We start from the raw sequence: 15,758 nt of genomic DNA, 5'->3' as shown, positions 1-15,758 counted from the left end.
CATCACACCTCGCCCTGGCCCGGCTGCCATACGGCAGGTGCGCTGCTGCCGGTCTGCGATGCGAGACGCTGGTAGGCTTCGAGGCGGCGGTGCTGCGCGAAGTTGAAGATGGTGGTGCGGCCCAGCTCGCACATCGCCAGGTTGCAGTCGGCCACCACCAGTTCGTCATCCCAGCTGGTGGCCATGGCCATGATCTCGCCTTGCGGGTTGACGATGATCGAGTGGCCCATGAGCTCGAAACCGTCCTCGTTGCCGGCCTTGGCCACCCCCACGCCAAAGGTCGCGTTCTGGTAGCAGCCCGCCTGTATCGACAGCTGCGAATGGAAGTTGCGCAGATGGTGCGCCTCGAAGCCGCGGTTTTCCTGGTTCACGGCCGGCGTGTTGTAGCCCAGCATGGTCAGCTCGACCTGCTGCAGTCCCAGCTCGCGCCAGGCCTCGGGCCAGCGGCGGTCGTTGCAGATCAGCATGCCCAGGTTCACGCCATCGACCGGGCCCACGGGCGCCCGCACCACCGGGAAGCCCAGGTTGCCGACCTCGAAATAGCGCTTTTCCAGATGCTGCACCTTGCGCAGCGTGGAGAATTCCTTGTGGCCCGGCAGATGGATCTTGCGGTACTTCAGCACGATCTCGCCCGAGGGTGCGATCACCACCGAGGTATTGAAGCGGCGCTTGCGCAGCACGCCGTTCTCGTCGGGCTCATGGGCGATTTCCGCATACCCCAGATAGCAGGTCAGGCCGTAGCGGCGGATGGCATCGAACAGCGGCTGCGTTGCCGGCGAGGGCAGCGTCTGCTCGTACCAGCCATCGGCCTCGTCGAGGTCCTCCACATACCAGCGCGGAAAGAAGGTGGTGAAGGCGAGCTCCGGGAACACCACGACATGCGCGCCCTTGCGGTGCGCCTGTTCGAGCAGGCGCACCATGCGCGCCACGACCACATCGCGGCCTTCGGCTTTCTGGATCGGGCCAAGCTGGGCAGCGGCCACGGTGATGAGACGTTTCATAGCGGTCATTCAAGTGAATCTGGCGCCATCATCGGCAGCGCGGCGCGCACCGCCAAATACGCCAGAACCACCTTTGCAGCCCGCCGGAAAATGCCTCGACCGCGGCGCAAGTGTTTGTTGCGCAAGGGATTTGTCCAACCCCGGCACTGGCTTCAGCTGCCCTGCCCTTAACCTGTGGTTATGGGTTTGCGACAAAAGGTGATGTGCCCTGCCCGCGGCCGTGCAATGGCGGCAACGGCGCTTTCAGGCCCGGTGCACCAGAACGCGCGCGGTGTCGTGCACCCCGGGCGCGGGCACCGCATCCCGCCCCTCTTCCTTGAGCAACCGCTTGACGGTGGCCAGGAATTCCTTGGCCATTGCCGACAGCGGGCTGGTGTTGGCATGGATCTGGTAGATGCGATGCGAGAGCATGGGCCGCAGTGGCTTGAGCACCACGCCGTCCTGGCTCGGGCGGCGCGCGCCAAAGGCCTCGATCAGCGCCACGCCCACGCCGGCGCGCACCAGGCCCATGGCCTCGGGCGTGGAGCGGATCTCCACATCGGCGCGCAGCGCCAGCCCGGCAGCGGCGAAGAAGTCCGCGGCCAGGTTGCCGAAGGGGGTGTCGCCACCATAGCTGATGAAGGTCTGGCCCAGCAGATCGGCCGCGCCCACGGACTCGGCCTGCGCCAGCGGATGGCGCTCGGGCACCGCGCATTCGATGAAACCCTGGCCGATGGCGCGCGCCGCGACGTTCGCGCTCGGCGGCGCGGGCATCGAGGAGATCGCCAGATCGGCATGTCCCAGCAGCACATGCGGCAGCAGCGCATCGAAGGGCAGCGGCCGGTACTTGATGCGCACCTCGGGGTAGCGCGCGCGAAAGCGCCGGATGGCGACGGGCATCAGCCATTCGGCATAGCTCGGGCTGGAGACCAGCGACAGCTCGCCATGCGTGCCCACCGCCATGTCGGCGGCCAGCGTGTTGAAGCGGCGCACGCCATCGATGATGCCCTGCACCTCGCAAAACAGCCGCTGCGCCTCGGGCGTGGGTTGCAGCCGTCCGCGCACGCGCTCGAACATCAGCATGCGCAGCCGGCTCTCGGCCGTCGCCAGCATGCGGCTCACGGCGGGCTGCGACACGCACAGCATGCGCGCGGCGCCGCTGAGCGTGCCGGCCAGCATGATGGCGTGGAAGACTTCGATCTGCCGCAGGTTCAGCGGCACGGGTGGGGATAAAGGGGTGGCGGACATGGGACAGGCCTGGGGCGGGAACACCTGGAATCGCAAGCAAGGAGCACGCCAAAGGTGCAGCACAGGGCCTTTCCACTGCGCGCCCCAGCGACGTAACGCAACGAAACAAGACACCGAATGGCATTTTTCTTGCTTGTCGAACACCCATGACTCAATCCCTGCGCATCGTGGTCATCGTCCCGGACCCGCTTCTCGCCGACGAGCAGGAGCATGCCGAGCAGCAGCTCGAAAGATCACGCTCGCTGCGCATGGGCCTGCTCGAGGCCCAATACGATGTGGTGGCCACGCTGCCTGCCGATGTCTTCCTGCACGAGCGCATCGCGCAGCTGCACCCCGACCTGATCATCGTCGACGCCGAAAGCGAGGCGCGCGATGCGCTGGAGCATGTGGTCATGGCCACGCGTGGCGAGCGCCGCCCGATCGTGCTGTTCACCAACGACCCCGACACCACCCATGTACCCGATGCGGTGGCCGCGGGCGTATGCGCCTATATCGTCGAGGGGCTGTCGCCGCAGCGCATCCGCCCGATCCTGCAGGTGGCGATGGCGCGCTTCCAGCACGAGCAGTCGCTGCGCGCCGAGCTGCAGAACGCGCGCGACGAGCTCAAGGACCGCAAGACCATCGACCGCGCCAAGGGCATCCTGATGCAGCGCCAGGCGCTGAGCGAAAAGGAGGCCTACGACCGCCTGCGCAAGCTTGCAATGGACAAGGGCGTCAAGATGGTGCAGATCGCGCAGAGGATGATTGACGCGGCGGAGTTGCTGGGTTGAAGCTGCATCGACATCCTTCGGCAGGCTCAGGACGAACGGGTCATTTCCGTTCGTGCTGAGCTTGTCGAAGCATGAGCGGCCACGCCACGAATAGAGCGCGCTTTTCACGCCCCAACTCAGCACACACGCACGGTAATGGCGCATCGTCCAATCCATCGTGGGGCCGACACTGGATGGCACTCCGCCCCGCTCGCTCCTTGCTTCGCCTGCTATCGTTTTAATAGACCCCAAGACACTCCACTGCCTGGCACCGAACTTGCTTGAAGCTATCCAGGGTCAATGAAGACCCACCGACCGGCATTCAACGATCGATTGCCGCTCACCGGACAAAGGCGTCCCCATCCCAGTGCCCAGGCCCCGCCTGGACGCGTGATGTGGACGCCTTTTTTTTGCCACTTTTTTTGCCGAGACTGCATATGCCCGACCTGATGAAAGCCGGACTCCAGCGCCGCACCGTATTGCAAGCCGCGACCGTGGGCGCCGCGGGGATCTCCCCCGCGCTGCGCGCGCTGGTGCATGCCCAGGGCTCGGACGCACCCGAGAAGAAGGAAGTGAAGATCGGCTTCATTCCGCTCACCGACTGCGCCAGCGTGGTGATGGCCTCGGTGCTGGGCATCGACCAGAAATACGGCGTCAAGATCATTCCCACCAAGGAAGCGAGCTGGGCCGGCGTGCGCGACAAGCTGGTCAATGGCGAGCTCGACTGCGCGCATGTGCTCTATGGCCTGGTCTACGGCGTGCATCTGGGCATTGGCGGGCCGAAGAAGGACATGGCCGTGCTGATGAACCTGAACAACAACGGCCAGGCCATCACGCTGGCCAAGAAGCTCGCCGACAAGGGCGCCGTCAACGGCGCGGGCCTGGCCAGGCTGATGGCCAGCGAGAAGCGCGAATACACCTTCGCGCAGACCTTCCCCACCGGCACGCATGCAATGTGGCTGTACTACTGGCTCGCAGCCAACGGCATCAATCCGATGAAGGAGGCCAAGGTCATCACCGTGCCGCCGCCGCAGATGGTGGCCAACATGCGCGTCGGCAACATGGACGGCTTCTGCGTCGGCGAGCCATGGAACCACCGCGCGATCATGGACGGCATCGGCGTCACGGCCGCCACCACCCAGGAAATCTGGAAGGACCATCCCGAGAAGGTGCTGGGCTGCACGGCCGAATTCGCCGACAAGTACCCGAACACCGCGCGCGCCGTCACCGCCGCCATTCTCGAGGCCGGACGCTGGATCGATGCCAGCATGGCCAACAAGAGCCGGATGGCCGAAACCATTGCCGCCAAGTCCTATGTGAACACCAGCGTCGATGCGATCAACCAGCGCATCCTGGGCCGCTACCAGAACGGCATGGGCAAGACCTGGGACGACCCCGACCACATGAAGTTCTACAACGAGGGCGCGGTGAACTTCCCCTACCTCTCGGACGGCATGTGGTTCCTCACGCAGCACAAGCGCTGGGGCCTGCTCAAGGACCATCCGGACTATCTCGCGGTGGCGAAGTCCATCAACCGCATCGAGCTCTACAAGCAGGCGGCCACGGCCTCGAAGACGCCGCTGCCCAAGGGCGACCTGCGCAGCAGCAAGCTCATCGACGGCGTGGTGTGGGACGGCACGCAGCCACAACGGTACGCCGACGGTTTCAAGATCAAGGCCTGAGCCCGGCGCCGGCCCCTGCCTCCCATCCAAGGAAAGCACGATGAACACACAGATCCTGTCGCCCGCGGCCGCGCCGCTGCGCCCTGCCCGCCCGGCCGAGCCCGTGGAATCCGCTGCCACCGAGCCCACGCTGCTGGCCAAGGCGCCTGTGCAAGCCGGCGCCCGGCCGCCCAGCCGGCTGGCGCCCCATGTCCAGCAAGCGGTGCGCGCCACCGTGCCGCCGCTGCTGGGCCTGGCGCTGCTGGTGCTGGCCTGGGCCGGCATCTCGATAGCCACGAGCCAGAGCATTCCCGGCCCGGCCGCCACCTTCGACCAGGCCGTCGAGCTGTTTAGCGATCCGTTCTACAGCAACGGCCCGAACGACCAGGGCGTGGGCTGGAACGTGCTGGCCTCGCTCGAGCGCGTGGCCATCGGCTTCGGCCTGGCGGCCCTGGTCGGCATTCCCGCGGGCTTCGTGATCGGGCGCTTTCGCTTCCTGTCGAAGATGTTCAATCCGATCATCAGCCTGCTCAAGCCGGTCTCGCCGCTGGCCTGGCTGCCCATCGGCCTGCTGGTCTTCAAGGGTGCCAATCCCGCCGCCATCTGGACCATCTTCATCTGCTCGATCTGGCCGATGGTGATCAACACCGCGATCGGCGTGCAGCGCGTGCCGCAGGACTACATGAACGTGGCGCGCGTGCTCAATCTCTCCGAATGGAAGATCGCCACGAAGATCCTGCTGCCCTCGGTGCTGCCCTACATGCTGACCGGCGTGCGCCTGGCCGTGGGCACGGCCTGGCTGGTGATCGTCGCGGCCGAGATGCTCACGGGGGGCGTGGGCATCGGCTTCTGGGTCTGGGACGAATGGAACAACCTCAACGTCACGAACATCCTGATCGCCATTGGCGTGATCGGCCTGGTGGGCCTGGGACTGGAGCTGCTTCTGGTACAGATCGCCAAGGCCTTTACTTATGAAGAGGTGAAATCATGAGCGACCGATTCATCGAGCTGCAAGGCATCTCGCAAAGCTTCAAGACGGCCAAGGGCCCGTTCCTGGCGCTGGAGAACATCGATCTGCGCATTTCCAAGGGCGACTTCGTCGCGCTGATCGGGCATTCCGGCTGCGGCAAATCGACGCTGCTGAACCTGATTGCCGGGCTCACCACGCCCACCCGCGGCGTGCTGCTGTGCGCCAACCGCGAGATCCAGGGCCCGGCGCCCGAGCGCGCGGTGGTCTTCCAGAACCACTCCCTGCTGCCCTGGCTCACCTGCTACGAGAACGTGCATCTCGCCGTGGAGCGCGTGTTCGGCCAGGCCGAGAGCCGCGCCCAGCTGAAGGAGCGCAGCGAGGCGGCGCTGGCACTGGTGGGCCTCGCCCATGCGCGCGACAAGCGCCCCGGCGAGATCTCCGGCGGCATGAAGCAGCGCGTGGGCATCGCGCGCGCGCTGTCGATGGAGCCGCAGGTGCTGCTGATGGACGAGCCCTTCGGCGCGCTCGATGCGCTCACGCGCGCCAAGCTGCAGGACGAACTGCTGGAGATCGTCGCGCGCACGCGCAGCACCGTGGTCATGGTCACGCACGATGTCGATGAAGCCGTGCTGCTGTCAGACAAGATCGTGATGATGACCAATGGTCCGGCGGCGCACATCGGCGAGATCCTGCAGGTCGACATCCCGCGCCCGCGCCGGCGCGTGGCGCTGGCCACCGACCCCGAATACCTGCGCTGCCGCCAGGCGGTGATGGACTTCCTCTACACGCGCCAGGCGCATGTGGAAAAAGCCGCCTGAAGCGCGGCGACCACCCTGGGACGGCGGTATATTGGAGCTCAGGATGCTGACCGGGCATCCTGGCCCTACGAAAGCCGCTGATTCATGAAAACCATCGACGAAATGCTGCACCTGGACCTGCTGACGCGCGAGCAGCACAACGAGATCGCGGCCTGGATCGCGCGCGCCGAGACGCCTGAGGAAATCCTGAAGATGCCGGCACAGCTGTGGACCGCCATGGAACGCGCCAGCGAAGTCATGGGCATCGACAAGGACTTGCTGCGCCCGCCGGCACTGGACGCCACGGGCCTGTGATCCGGCTCAGGCCATGCGCCCCAGAACGGCCTGCTTGAGGCCGTCGATCAGCTCGATCTTCGGCGAGTTGCGCAGCCAGGCCAGCCCCACGGGCGGCAGGCTCCAGGGCAGCACCTGCTCCAGCACTTCGGCCGCCCCGCCCGCGCAGACCGCCTGGGCGATGTCGTCGGGCAGCACGGTGATGCCGCGCGGCAGGTTGCGCAGCGCCGAGGTGATGGTGCGCACGGCGTAGGCCTCGAGCGCCGGGGTGGGCACGCGGCGCCCCGCGGCCGAGAAGATCGCGTCGATCACGCCGCGGATCGGCGTGTCGGGCGGCGGCAGGATCCAGTCCATCTCAGACAGGCGCGCGATGTCCACCTCCGGATAGCGCGTCAGCAGCGCGGCGCTGGGCTTGGCCACCACCAGCCGCGGCTGCTGGTGGTAGAGCAGCACCTGCTCGATGGAATCGCCCGGATCGCCTTGCGAGAAGCGGCAGATCGCGCAGTCCAGCGTGCGCGCGCGCAGCGCCGCAAACAGGTTTCCCGTCACATCCTCGGTCGACACCGTGGCGATCTTCGGCCGCAGCGAGAACAGGTAGGACCAGGTGCTGTCGAGCACCCGCGTCGAGGCATAGGGCAGCACGCCCACGCGCAGCCGGCCCTGGCGCCCGGCGCGCACGCCGTCGAGCTCGACCAGCAGTTCGTCGTTCTCGGCGATCGCATGCGCCGCGTGCGCAATCACCACCCTGCCCGCCGCCGTCGGCTCCAGCCCGCGCCCGGTGCGCTCGAACAGCACGGCATGGAAGATGTCCTCGATATCGGCCAGCGCGCGCGTCACGGTGGGCTGGCTGCTGCCCAGGATCTCGGCCACGCGCGTGATCGAGCGGTGGCGCTCGAGCGCCACGATCAGGCGGTAGTGGCGCAGCTTCAGGCGGGCATTGATGGCGCGTTCAATGGTTTGCAGGCTCATGCCAGAACTATAGCCTGCGATGCATGACTCGATACGAATTCATTCACCCTGGCCTATTCCATGCTTCTATAGTTCGAGCCTTCTTTCATTGCATCCAGACGCACCAGATGAGCGCATTCACCACCCGTCCAGAAATCACCGGCACCTTTGGCGTGGTCTCGTCCACCCATTGGCTGGTCTCGCAAACCGCCATGGGCGTGCTCGAGCGCGGCGGCAACGCATTCGACGCGGCGGTTGCCGGCGGCTTCGTGCTGCAGGTGGTCGAGCCGCACCTCAACGGCCCGGGCGGCGAGGTACCGATCCTGCTGTGGAGCGAGCGCCTGCAGCAGTCCCAGTCCATCAAGGGCCAGGGCGTCGCGCCGGCCGAAGCCGACGCCCAAGCCTTCCGCCGCCTGGGCTTCGAGCAGGTGCCGGGCATCGGCATGCTGCCCGCCACCGTGCCGGGCGCCTTCGGCGCCTGGATGACGATGCTGCGCGAGCACGGCACCTGGTCTCTGGCCGATGTGCTGGCCCCCGCCATCGGCTATGCGCGCGACGGCTTCCCGCTGATCCCGCGCGCGGTGCAGGCGATCTACGCGGTGCAGGACCTGTTCCGCGAACAGTGGACCAGCTCCGCCGAGGTCTGGCTGCCGGGCGGGCGCGTGCCCCAACCCGGTGCACTGTTTCGCCTGCCGAAGCTGGCCGGCACCTTCGAGCGGCTGCTGCACGAGGCGCAGGCACGCTCCACCAGCCGCACCGAACAGATCGACGCGGCCATCAACATCTGGTATCGCGGCTTCGTCGCCAACGAGATCGACCGCTACTACCGCACAGAAAAGGTGCAGGACACCAGCGGCGAGCGCCATGGCGGCCTGCTGCGCTACGACGACATGGCGAACTGGGAAGCCACTATCGAGCAACCGCTGACGCTGGACTTCGGCCGCTACACGCTGGCCAAGTGCGGCTTCTGGAGCCAGGGCCCGGCCTTCCTGCAGCAGATCGGCATGCTGCGCCACGCCGACCTTGGCAGCCACCTGCCCCACACCGCGGGCTTCGTGCACCGCATTGCCGAGGCCGCCAAGCTGGCGATGGCTGACCGCCTCGCCTGGTATGGCGACGCGCCTGGCGCGCAGCGCGCCGCGCAAATGGCGCTGCTGTCCGACGACTACCTGCGCGCGCGCTGGCAGGAGACCGGCGAACGCGCCTCGGCCGAGCTGCGCCCCGGCGCCCCGCAGGGCTTCGCGCCGCGCCTGCCCGACCTGCAGGTGGCCGAGCGCACGCTGCGCACCGCCGACATGCGCTTCGGCATCGGCGAGCCCACCTTCGCCGCGCTGCCCCCGGTCAGCGAATGGGCCGAGCGCGAAGTGTTCGTCGGCGACACCTGCCATATCGACGTGATCGACAGGGACGGCAACATGGTCGCGGCCACGCCCTCGGGCGGCTGGCTGTCGTCGAGCCCGGTCGTGCCGGCGCTGGGCTTCGCCATCAACACCCGCCTGCAGATGACCTGGATGGACGAGGGCCTGCCCAACACCGTGACGCCGCGCGTCATGCCCTGCACCACCCTGTCGCCCTCGCTGGCATTGCGCGATGGCGAGCCCTACATGGTGTTCGGCACCCCTGGCGGCGACCAGCAGGACCAATGGTCTCCGGCCTTTTTCCTGCGCCATGCGGTGCACGGCATGAACCTGCAGGAAGCCATCGACGCGCCCGCCTGGCATATCGACCATTTCCCCGCGTCCTTCTGGCCGCGCCAGACCAAACTCAACCAGCTGACCCTCGAATCGCGTTTCGCGCCCGAGGAGATCGCCGCGCTGCGCGCCGCGGGCCATGAGGTCAAGATCGGCGACGCCTGGTCCGAAAGCCGCATGTCCGCCTGCTCGCGCGAGCGCGACGCCCAGGGCCGGCTGCTGCTGCGCGCCGCCGCCAATCCGCGCGGCATGCAGGGCTACGCCGTCGGCCGCTGATTCCCTTTCCTTTCCTTTCATCCACTGGAGCCACCATGATCTCTTCACGCATCCGCGCCCTGTGCGCCACCGCCCTGCTGGCCGTTGCCGGCGCCGCCTCCGCCGCCTACCCCGACAAGCCGATCACGCTGATCGTGCCCTGGGCGCCGGGCGGCTCGACCGACATCCTGGCGCGCGCGCTGGGCGAGCGCATGACGAAGGCGCTGGGCCAGCCGGTCATCGTCGACAACCGCGCCGGCGCCTCGGGCAACATCGGCTCGAACATCGTCGCCAAGGCGCGCCCCGACGGCTACACGCTGCTCGTGGGCTCGATGAGCACGCACGCCATGAACCCGGCGCTGATGGCCAGCATGCCCTTCAAGGGCGTGGAGGACTTCACGCCGATCGCGCAGCTGGCCAACGTGATCAACACCATGGTCGTGAGCACCTCGGTGCCGGCCAACAACCTCAAGGACTTCATTGCCTACGCCAAGGCCAACCCGGGCAAGCTGAACTACGCCAGCGCCGGCCAAGGCTCGACCAACCACCTGAGCGCGGTGCTGTTCGAGAAGGCCGCGGGCGTCACCATGGTGCACGTGCCCTACAAGGGCGGCGCGCCGGCGGTGGTCGATACCGTGGCGGACCAGACCCAGGTGCTGTTCTCGGCCGGCACGCAGACCCTGCCGCACGTGAAGTCGGGCAAGCTCAAGCTGCTGGCCGTGACCGAAGCCAAGCGCTCGGCGCTGATGCCCGAGGGCGTGCCCACCGTGGGCGAGACGCTGCCCGGCTACGAGCTCGGCGTCTGGTACGGCCTGTTCGGCCCCGCCAACATGCCCAAGGACCTGGTGGACCGCCTGAACGCGGTGGCCAACGCCGCCATGGCCGACCCCGCCGTCAAGGCGCGCATGGACAGCCTCGGCGTGGAAGTCGTCAAGACCACGCCGGCGCAGTTCGCCGCGGTGCTCAAGTCCGATGCGGACCGCTACGGCAAGATCATCCGCGAACTGGGAATCAAGGGTGAGTGACGCCCTGTTGACGTTGCCGGCCTCGGCCGTCCAGGCGCTGTGCCGCGAACTGCCGCGCGCGCCGGGACTCGACGCCGCGATGCAGGTGATCGAGCGCGTGCGCCAGGAGCTGCTGGGCGATGGTCTGCTCACGGTGAACCACGTCGAGTGGCCCGCGGCCGGGAAGCAGGCGGAGATCATCGACCTGCAGCGCATCTGGTCCTCGCGCCCGGCCGAATACCCGGTCGCCGGCCGCAAGCGCAAGCAGCTCACGCCCTGGACGCGCCAGCTGCTGCTGTCCAGCGAGATCTTCATTGGCGAGGGCCCCGAGGCGCTGGCGCAGGTGTTCGACGACAACCGGCTGATCCTGTCGATGGGGTTGCGGTCGGTGATGAATGTGCCGCTGGTGGGCGCCGACGGCCGGTGCTTCGCGACTTTCAATGTGCTGGGGCCGCAGGACCCCTGGACAGAAGTCGAGAAGATGCAGATCGAGGTGCTGGCGGCGTTTGCGCGCGTAGTTGTGGCGGATTGCGTTCGCAAGCTATAGGACAGGACGTCCATCCTTCGATCCTTCGACAGGCTCAGGATCAGGACGAACGGTTAACATCCACCGAGCGCCCTCAGCTTGCTAACGGGAGACGGATTTGACCGTTCGCCCTCAGCTTGCCAACGGGAGACGGATTTGACCGTTCGCCCTGAGCTTGTCGAAGGGTGAAGGGCCAGCTCACAAGCTCTACCCCGGCCTCATCCAGGGCACCGCCCCCTAAACCCCCCGCAAATGCAGATGCGAGGAGTTCTTCACCTCCTCCATCACCGCATAGGTGCGCGTCTCCCGCACCCCCGGCAGCTGCCAAAGCACATTGCCGGCAAACACCCGGTAGGCGTTCATGTCGGCGCTGCGCGTCTTCAGCAGGTAGTCGAAGCCCCCGGCGACCATGTGGCACTCCATGATTTCCGGCTGCAGCTGCACCGCCACCTTGAACTCCTCGAACACATTGGGCGTGGTGCGGTCCAGCAGCACCTCGACGAACACCAGCATCCCCGCATCCAGTTTGATGGGGTTGAGCCGCGCCTCGTAGCCCAGGATGAAGCCCTCGCGCGTGAGGCGCTGCACGCGCGCCAGCGTGGCGGTGGGCGACAGGCTGATGGCCTCGGCCAGCTTGAGGTTGGACAGGCGGCCATCGCTTTGCAGCAGCGAAAGGATGCGCAGGTCCATGCGGTCGAGCTGCTGCGGTGTCGGGTCGGTATCCATCGGTAGTTATTTATGCGGCGCAGTGAGGAAATTTCGAACGAATATTCTAGTCAGCTCGATGCAACATTGCCGCATCCACTAATTTGTCGACATCATGTCTCTCAACTCCGCCCCGGTCCCCCGTCCCGCCTTCGTCGAACAGCTGCCTGCAGCGAGCGAAGCGCTGCGCCAGGCCATCACCGACACGACGCGCCTGCCGGAATCCGAAGCCGTCACCCGCCTGTTGCCGCTGGCCCGCGCCAGTGCCGCCGATGCCCAGGCCACCGATGCCCTGGCGCTGCAGCTGGCGCGCGGGCTGCGCGAGCGCAAGACCGCCAGCGGCCGTGCGGGCCTGGTGCAGGGCCTGCTGCAGGAATATTCGCTGTCTTCGAGCGAGGGCGTGGCGCTGATGTGCCTGGCCGAGGCGCTGCTGCGCATTCCCGATACCGCCACGCGCGATGCGCTGATCCGCGACAAGATCGCCGAGGGCGACTGGCGCCAGCATCTGGGCCGCAGCCCCTCGCTGTTCGTCAACGCCGCGACCTGGGGCCTGCTGCTGACGGGCCGGCTGGTCGCGACGCACAGCGAGACCGGCCTATCGAATACGCTGGCGCGCCTGATCGGCAAGGGCGGCGAGCCGCTGATCCGCAAGGGCGTGGACATGGCCATGCGCGTGATGGGCGAGCAGTTCGTTGCCGGCGAGACCATCGACAGCGCACTGCAGCATGCGCGCGGCCTGGAGGAAAAAGGCTTTCGCTACTCCTATGACATGCTCGGCGAAGCCGCGCTGACCGAGCACGATGCGCAGCGCTACCTGGCCGACTACCGCCAGGCCATCGATGCGATCGGCCAGGCCGCCGGCGGCGCGGGCATCCAGGCCGGCCCGGGCATCTCGATCAAGCTGTCGGCGCTGCACCCGCGCTACAGCCGGGCGCAGTATGCGCGCGTCATGGACGAGCTCTATCCGCGCGTGCTGCAGCTGGCCGTGCAGGCCAAGGGCTACGACATCGGCCTGAACATCGACGCCGAGGAAGCCGACCGCCTGGAGCTGTCGCTGGACCTGCTCGAGCGCCTGTGCTTCGAGCCCCAGCTGGCCGGCTGGCAGGGCATCGGCTTTGTCGTGCAGGCCTACCAGAAGCGCTGCCCGCAGGTCATCGATTTCATGATCGACCTGGCACGCCGCAGCGGCCACCGGCTGATGGTCCGCCTGGTCAAGGGCGCCTACTGGGACAGCGAGATCAAGCGCGCCCAGGTCGACGGCCAGGACGGCTATCCGGTCTACACGCGCAAGCCCCATACCGACCTCGCCTACCTGGCCTGCGCGCGCAAGCTGCTGGCGGCGCCCGACGCCGTGTTCCCGCAGTTCGCCACGCACAACGCACACACCGTCGCCGCCATCCACCAGATGGCCGATCCGGCGCGCTATACCGCCGGGCAGTATGAATTCCAGTGCCTGCACGGCATGGGCGAGCCGCTGTACGAACAGGTCGTCGCGCAGCTGGGCCGCCCCTGCCGCATCTATGCGCCCGTGGGCACGCATGAAACGCTGCTGGCCTACCTGGTGCGCCGGCTGCTGGAAAACGGCGCCAACACCTCCTTCGTGAACCGCATTGCCGACCCCGCGCTGCCGCTGGAGTCGCTGGTCGAAGACCCGGTGCGCACGGTGGAGCGCATGGCCGACGCGGACGGCCAGCTCGGCGCGCCGCACCCCGCCATTCCCCTGCCCGTGGCGCTCTATGGCACGGCGCGCGCCAACTCGCGCGGCCTGGATCTGTCCAATGAAAACACGCTGCAGGTCTTGGCCCATGCCCTGCAGGCACCTACCGACTGGTCCGCAGTCCCGATGCTGGCGCCCGGCATTGCCGTGACGGCGGCACCCGCTGCATTCGAGGGCGCCAGCGTGGAGATACGCAACCCCGCGGATCTGCGCGATCTGGTGGGTCGGGTGCGGGAAGCGTCTTCGCATGAAGTCGAGCATGCGCTTGCCGCCGCCGAGCAGGCCGCCGGTGCCTGGGCTGCCACAGCCCCTGCCGAGCGCGCAGCCATGCTCGAGCGTGCCGCCGATCTGCTGGAAGCCGACATGGCGCAGCTGATTGCCCTGCTGGCGCGCGAAGCCGGCAAGACCGCCGCCAACGCCATTGCCGAAGTGCGCGAAGCCGTGGACTTCCTGCGCTTCTATGCGGGCCAGGCACGCGCCGACCTGGTGGCCGGCAGCCATCTGCCGCTGGGCCCGGTGGTCTGCATCAGCCCCTGGAATTTCCCGCTGGCCATTTTCCTGGGCCAGATCAGCGCTGCCGTGGCCGCCGGCAATCCGGTGCTGGCCAAGCCCGCAGAACAGACCCCGCTGGTGGCCGCGCATGCAGTGCGGCGGCTGTGGGACGCAGGCATTCCGCAGGCCGTGGTGCAGCTCCTGCCCGGCCAGGGCGAAACCGTGGGCGCGACGCTGGTCGGCGACGCGCGCGTGCAGGGCGTGCTGTTCACGGGTTCCACCGATGTGGCGCGCATCCTGCAGAAGTCGCTGGCAACGCGCCTGGGCCGCAACGGCCAGCCGATCCCGCTGGTTGCCGAGACCGGCGGCCAGAACGCGATGATCGTGGATTCGTCGGCATTGGCCGAGCAGGTGGTGGCCGATGTCGTGGCCTCGGCCTTCGACAGCGCGGGCCAGCGCTGCTCGGCGCTGCGCGTGCTGTGCCTGCAGGAGGACTGCGCCGAGCGCACCATCGAGATGCTGCAGGGCGCCATGGCGCAAAGCCGCATCGGCAACCCCGGCCAGCTGGCCGTGGACGTAGGCCCGGTGATCGACGCCCAGGCGCGCGACGGCATCGAGGACCACATTGCCGCCATGCAGGCCAAGGGCCGCAAGGTGCTGCGCACCGGCTGGCAGATCGACGCCGAGGCGCTGGCGCGAGGCACCTTCGTGCTGCCGACGCTGATCGAGCTCGACTCCATTGCCGAGCTCCAGCGCGAGATCTTCGGCCCGGTGCTGCACGTGGTGCGCTATCGCCGCAGCAACCTGCCGCAGCTGCTCGAGCAGATCAACGCCACGGGCTACGGCCTCACGCTGGGCCTGCACACGCGCATCGACGAAACCATCGCCCAGGTGGTGGGCGCCGCACACGCGGGCAATGTCTATGTGAACCGCAACATGGTGGGCGCCGTGGTCGGCGTGCAGCCCTTTGGCGGCGAAGGCCTGTCGGGCACCGGCCCGAAGGCCGGCGGCCCGCTGTATCTCTACCGCCTGCTGTCGCAGCGTCCGGGCGATGTGCTGCAGCAAGCCATGCCGCAGGGCGCGCAGGAGATCGATACCTCGGCGCACTGGCGCGCGGGCGCGGCATTGGGCGAACTGCAGCGCTGGGCCGAAGGCTCGGGCCTGAACGAGCTGGCCTCGGCCTGCGCGCGCTTCCAGTCGCTGGTGCCGCGCCAGGCCGCGCAGACGCTGCCGGGCCCGACGGGCGAGCGCAATGTCTACACGCTGGTCCCGCGCGAAGCCGTGCTGTGCCTGGCCGAAGGCGACCAGGCCCGGCTGGTCCAGCTGGCGGCGGTGCTGGCGGTGGGCAGCCGCGCCATCTGGCCCGCCGATACCCAGCCCCTGTTCGCGCGCCTGCCCCAGGCCGTGCGCCAGTCCATTGCGCTGGTGCCCGACTGGACGGCCTCCGAAGTGGCTTTCGACGCCGTGCTGCACCATGGCTCGGCGATCGGCCTGCAGCAGATCCAGCAGGCGGTTGCCGCCCGCAAGGGGCCGATTGCCGGCATCACCTCCACGCTGCACGACGTGCCGCTGGAGCGGCTGGTGATGGAACGCGCGCTGAGCGTGAACACGGCGGCGGCGGGGGGGAACGCGAGTCTGATGACGATTGCTTGAGGGGACTTCCTCGGGGTCGAGTCGCGTCGCATCACGACGGCTTGGGGCGAGCGGTAGGTCAGGCCGCC

At 67.8% G+C, this 15,758-nt stretch carries 13 protein-coding genes; 9 read left to right on the top strand and 4 right to left on the bottom strand.

What is annotated here, in order from left to right; all coding sequences use genetic code 11:
• Positions 1-2: 2 nt before the first annotated feature.
• On the bottom strand, positions 3-1,001 hold the full coding sequence (locus M9799_RS15170) for an N-carbamoyl-D-amino-acid hydrolase (RefSeq protein WP_231044710.1): 999 nt from the start codon (positions 999-1,001) through the stop codon (positions 3-5).
• 243 nt (positions 1,002-1,244) lie between these two features.
• Positions 1,245-2,228: a LysR substrate-binding domain-containing protein gene (locus M9799_RS15165; protein ID WP_231044709.1), complete on the bottom strand. Its 984-nt coding sequence runs from the start codon at positions 2,226-2,228 to the stop codon at positions 1,245-1,247.
• A 146-nt stretch (positions 2,229-2,374) separates the two neighbouring features.
• Here M9799_RS15165 and M9799_RS15160 point away from each other — a divergent pair, with 146 nt between their 5' ends.
• The 5 genes from M9799_RS15160 (at position 2,375) to M9799_RS15140 (ending at position 6,720) form a co-directional block, all read left to right on the top strand.
• A complete protein-coding gene (locus M9799_RS15160; protein WP_231044708.1) occupies positions 2,375-2,998 on the top strand; it encodes an ANTAR domain-containing response regulator in 624 nt (207 codons plus the stop codon).
• Positions 2,999-3,414: 416 nt separating this feature from the next.
• The gene (locus M9799_RS15155; protein WP_231044707.1) at positions 3,415-4,659 is read left to right on the top strand and encodes a CmpA/NrtA family ABC transporter substrate-binding protein; all 1,245 of its coding nucleotides are present in this window, start codon (positions 3,415-3,417) and stop codon (positions 4,657-4,659) included.
• A gap of 40 nt (positions 4,660-4,699) precedes the next feature.
• Positions 4,700-5,629: a nitrate ABC transporter permease gene (gene ntrB, locus M9799_RS15150; protein WP_231044706.1), complete on the top strand. Its 930-nt coding sequence runs from the start codon at positions 4,700-4,702 to the stop codon at positions 5,627-5,629.
• Positions 5,626-6,426 carry an ABC transporter ATP-binding protein gene (locus M9799_RS15145; protein ID WP_231044705.1) on the top strand — a complete coding sequence of 267 codons (801 nt, stop codon included), beginning with the start codon at positions 5,626-5,628 and terminating at the stop codon, positions 6,424-6,426. The genes ntrB and M9799_RS15145 overlap by 4 nt, the downstream gene beginning before the upstream one ends.
• An 84-nt stretch (positions 6,427-6,510) precedes the next feature.
• Positions 6,511-6,720, top strand: coding sequence for a hypothetical protein (locus tag M9799_RS15140; protein ID WP_231044704.1), 210 nt, complete (start codon positions 6,511-6,513; stop codon positions 6,718-6,720).
• A 6-nt stretch (positions 6,721-6,726) separates the two neighbouring features.
• Here the strand turns inward: M9799_RS15140 and M9799_RS15135 are convergent, their stop codons facing one another.
• The gene (locus tag M9799_RS15135) at positions 6,727-7,668 is read right to left on the bottom strand and encodes a LysR family transcriptional regulator (protein WP_231044703.1); all 942 of its coding nucleotides are present in this window, start codon (positions 7,666-7,668) and stop codon (positions 6,727-6,729) included.
• Positions 7,669-7,775: 107 nt separating this feature from the next.
• On the opposite strand from M9799_RS15135, the gene M9799_RS15130 reads away from it, so the two are divergent.
• From M9799_RS15130 to M9799_RS15120, 3 genes are read left to right on the top strand one after another with little or no spacing between them, the layout of a single operon-like run.
• Entirely contained in the window at positions 7,776-9,614 is a 1,839-nt protein-coding gene (locus M9799_RS15130) for a gamma-glutamyltransferase family protein (protein WP_231044702.1), read from the top strand.
• A 35-nt stretch (positions 9,615-9,649) separates the two neighbouring features.
• The gene (locus tag M9799_RS15125) at positions 9,650-10,618 is read left to right on the top strand and encodes a Bug family tripartite tricarboxylate transporter substrate binding protein (protein ID WP_231044701.1); all 969 of its coding nucleotides are present in this window, start codon (positions 9,650-9,652) and stop codon (positions 10,616-10,618) included.
• Complete coding sequence (locus M9799_RS15120) at positions 10,611-11,144, top strand: GAF domain-containing protein (protein WP_231044700.1); 534 nt, start codon at positions 10,611-10,613, stop codon at positions 11,142-11,144. The genes M9799_RS15125 and M9799_RS15120 overlap by 8 nt, the downstream gene beginning before the upstream one ends.
• A gap of 216 nt (positions 11,145-11,360) precedes the next feature.
• Here M9799_RS15120 and M9799_RS15115 read toward each other — a convergent pair whose 3' ends face one another.
• Positions 11,361-11,849, bottom strand: a complete 489-nt coding sequence (locus M9799_RS15115; protein ID WP_231044699.1) for an Lrp/AsnC ligand binding domain-containing protein — start codon at positions 11,847-11,849, stop codon at positions 11,361-11,363.
• A gap of 94 nt (positions 11,850-11,943) precedes the next feature.
• On the opposite strand from M9799_RS15115, the gene putA reads away from it, so the two are divergent.
• On the top strand, positions 11,944-15,690 hold the full coding sequence (putA, locus tag M9799_RS15110; RefSeq protein WP_231044698.1) for a trifunctional transcriptional regulator/proline dehydrogenase/L-glutamate gamma-semialdehyde dehydrogenase: 3,747 nt from the start codon (positions 11,944-11,946) through the stop codon (positions 15,688-15,690).
• Positions 15,691-15,758: the final 68 nt, after the last annotated feature.

It is taken from the genome of Comamonas endophytica, assembly GCF_023634805.2.
GTDB lineage: Bacteria > Pseudomonadota > Gammaproteobacteria > Burkholderiales > Burkholderiaceae_C > Comamonas > Comamonas endophytica.
The sequence above is the reverse complement of the archived record's forward strand: the minus strand, read 5'-3'. Positions and strand labels throughout refer to the sequence as shown.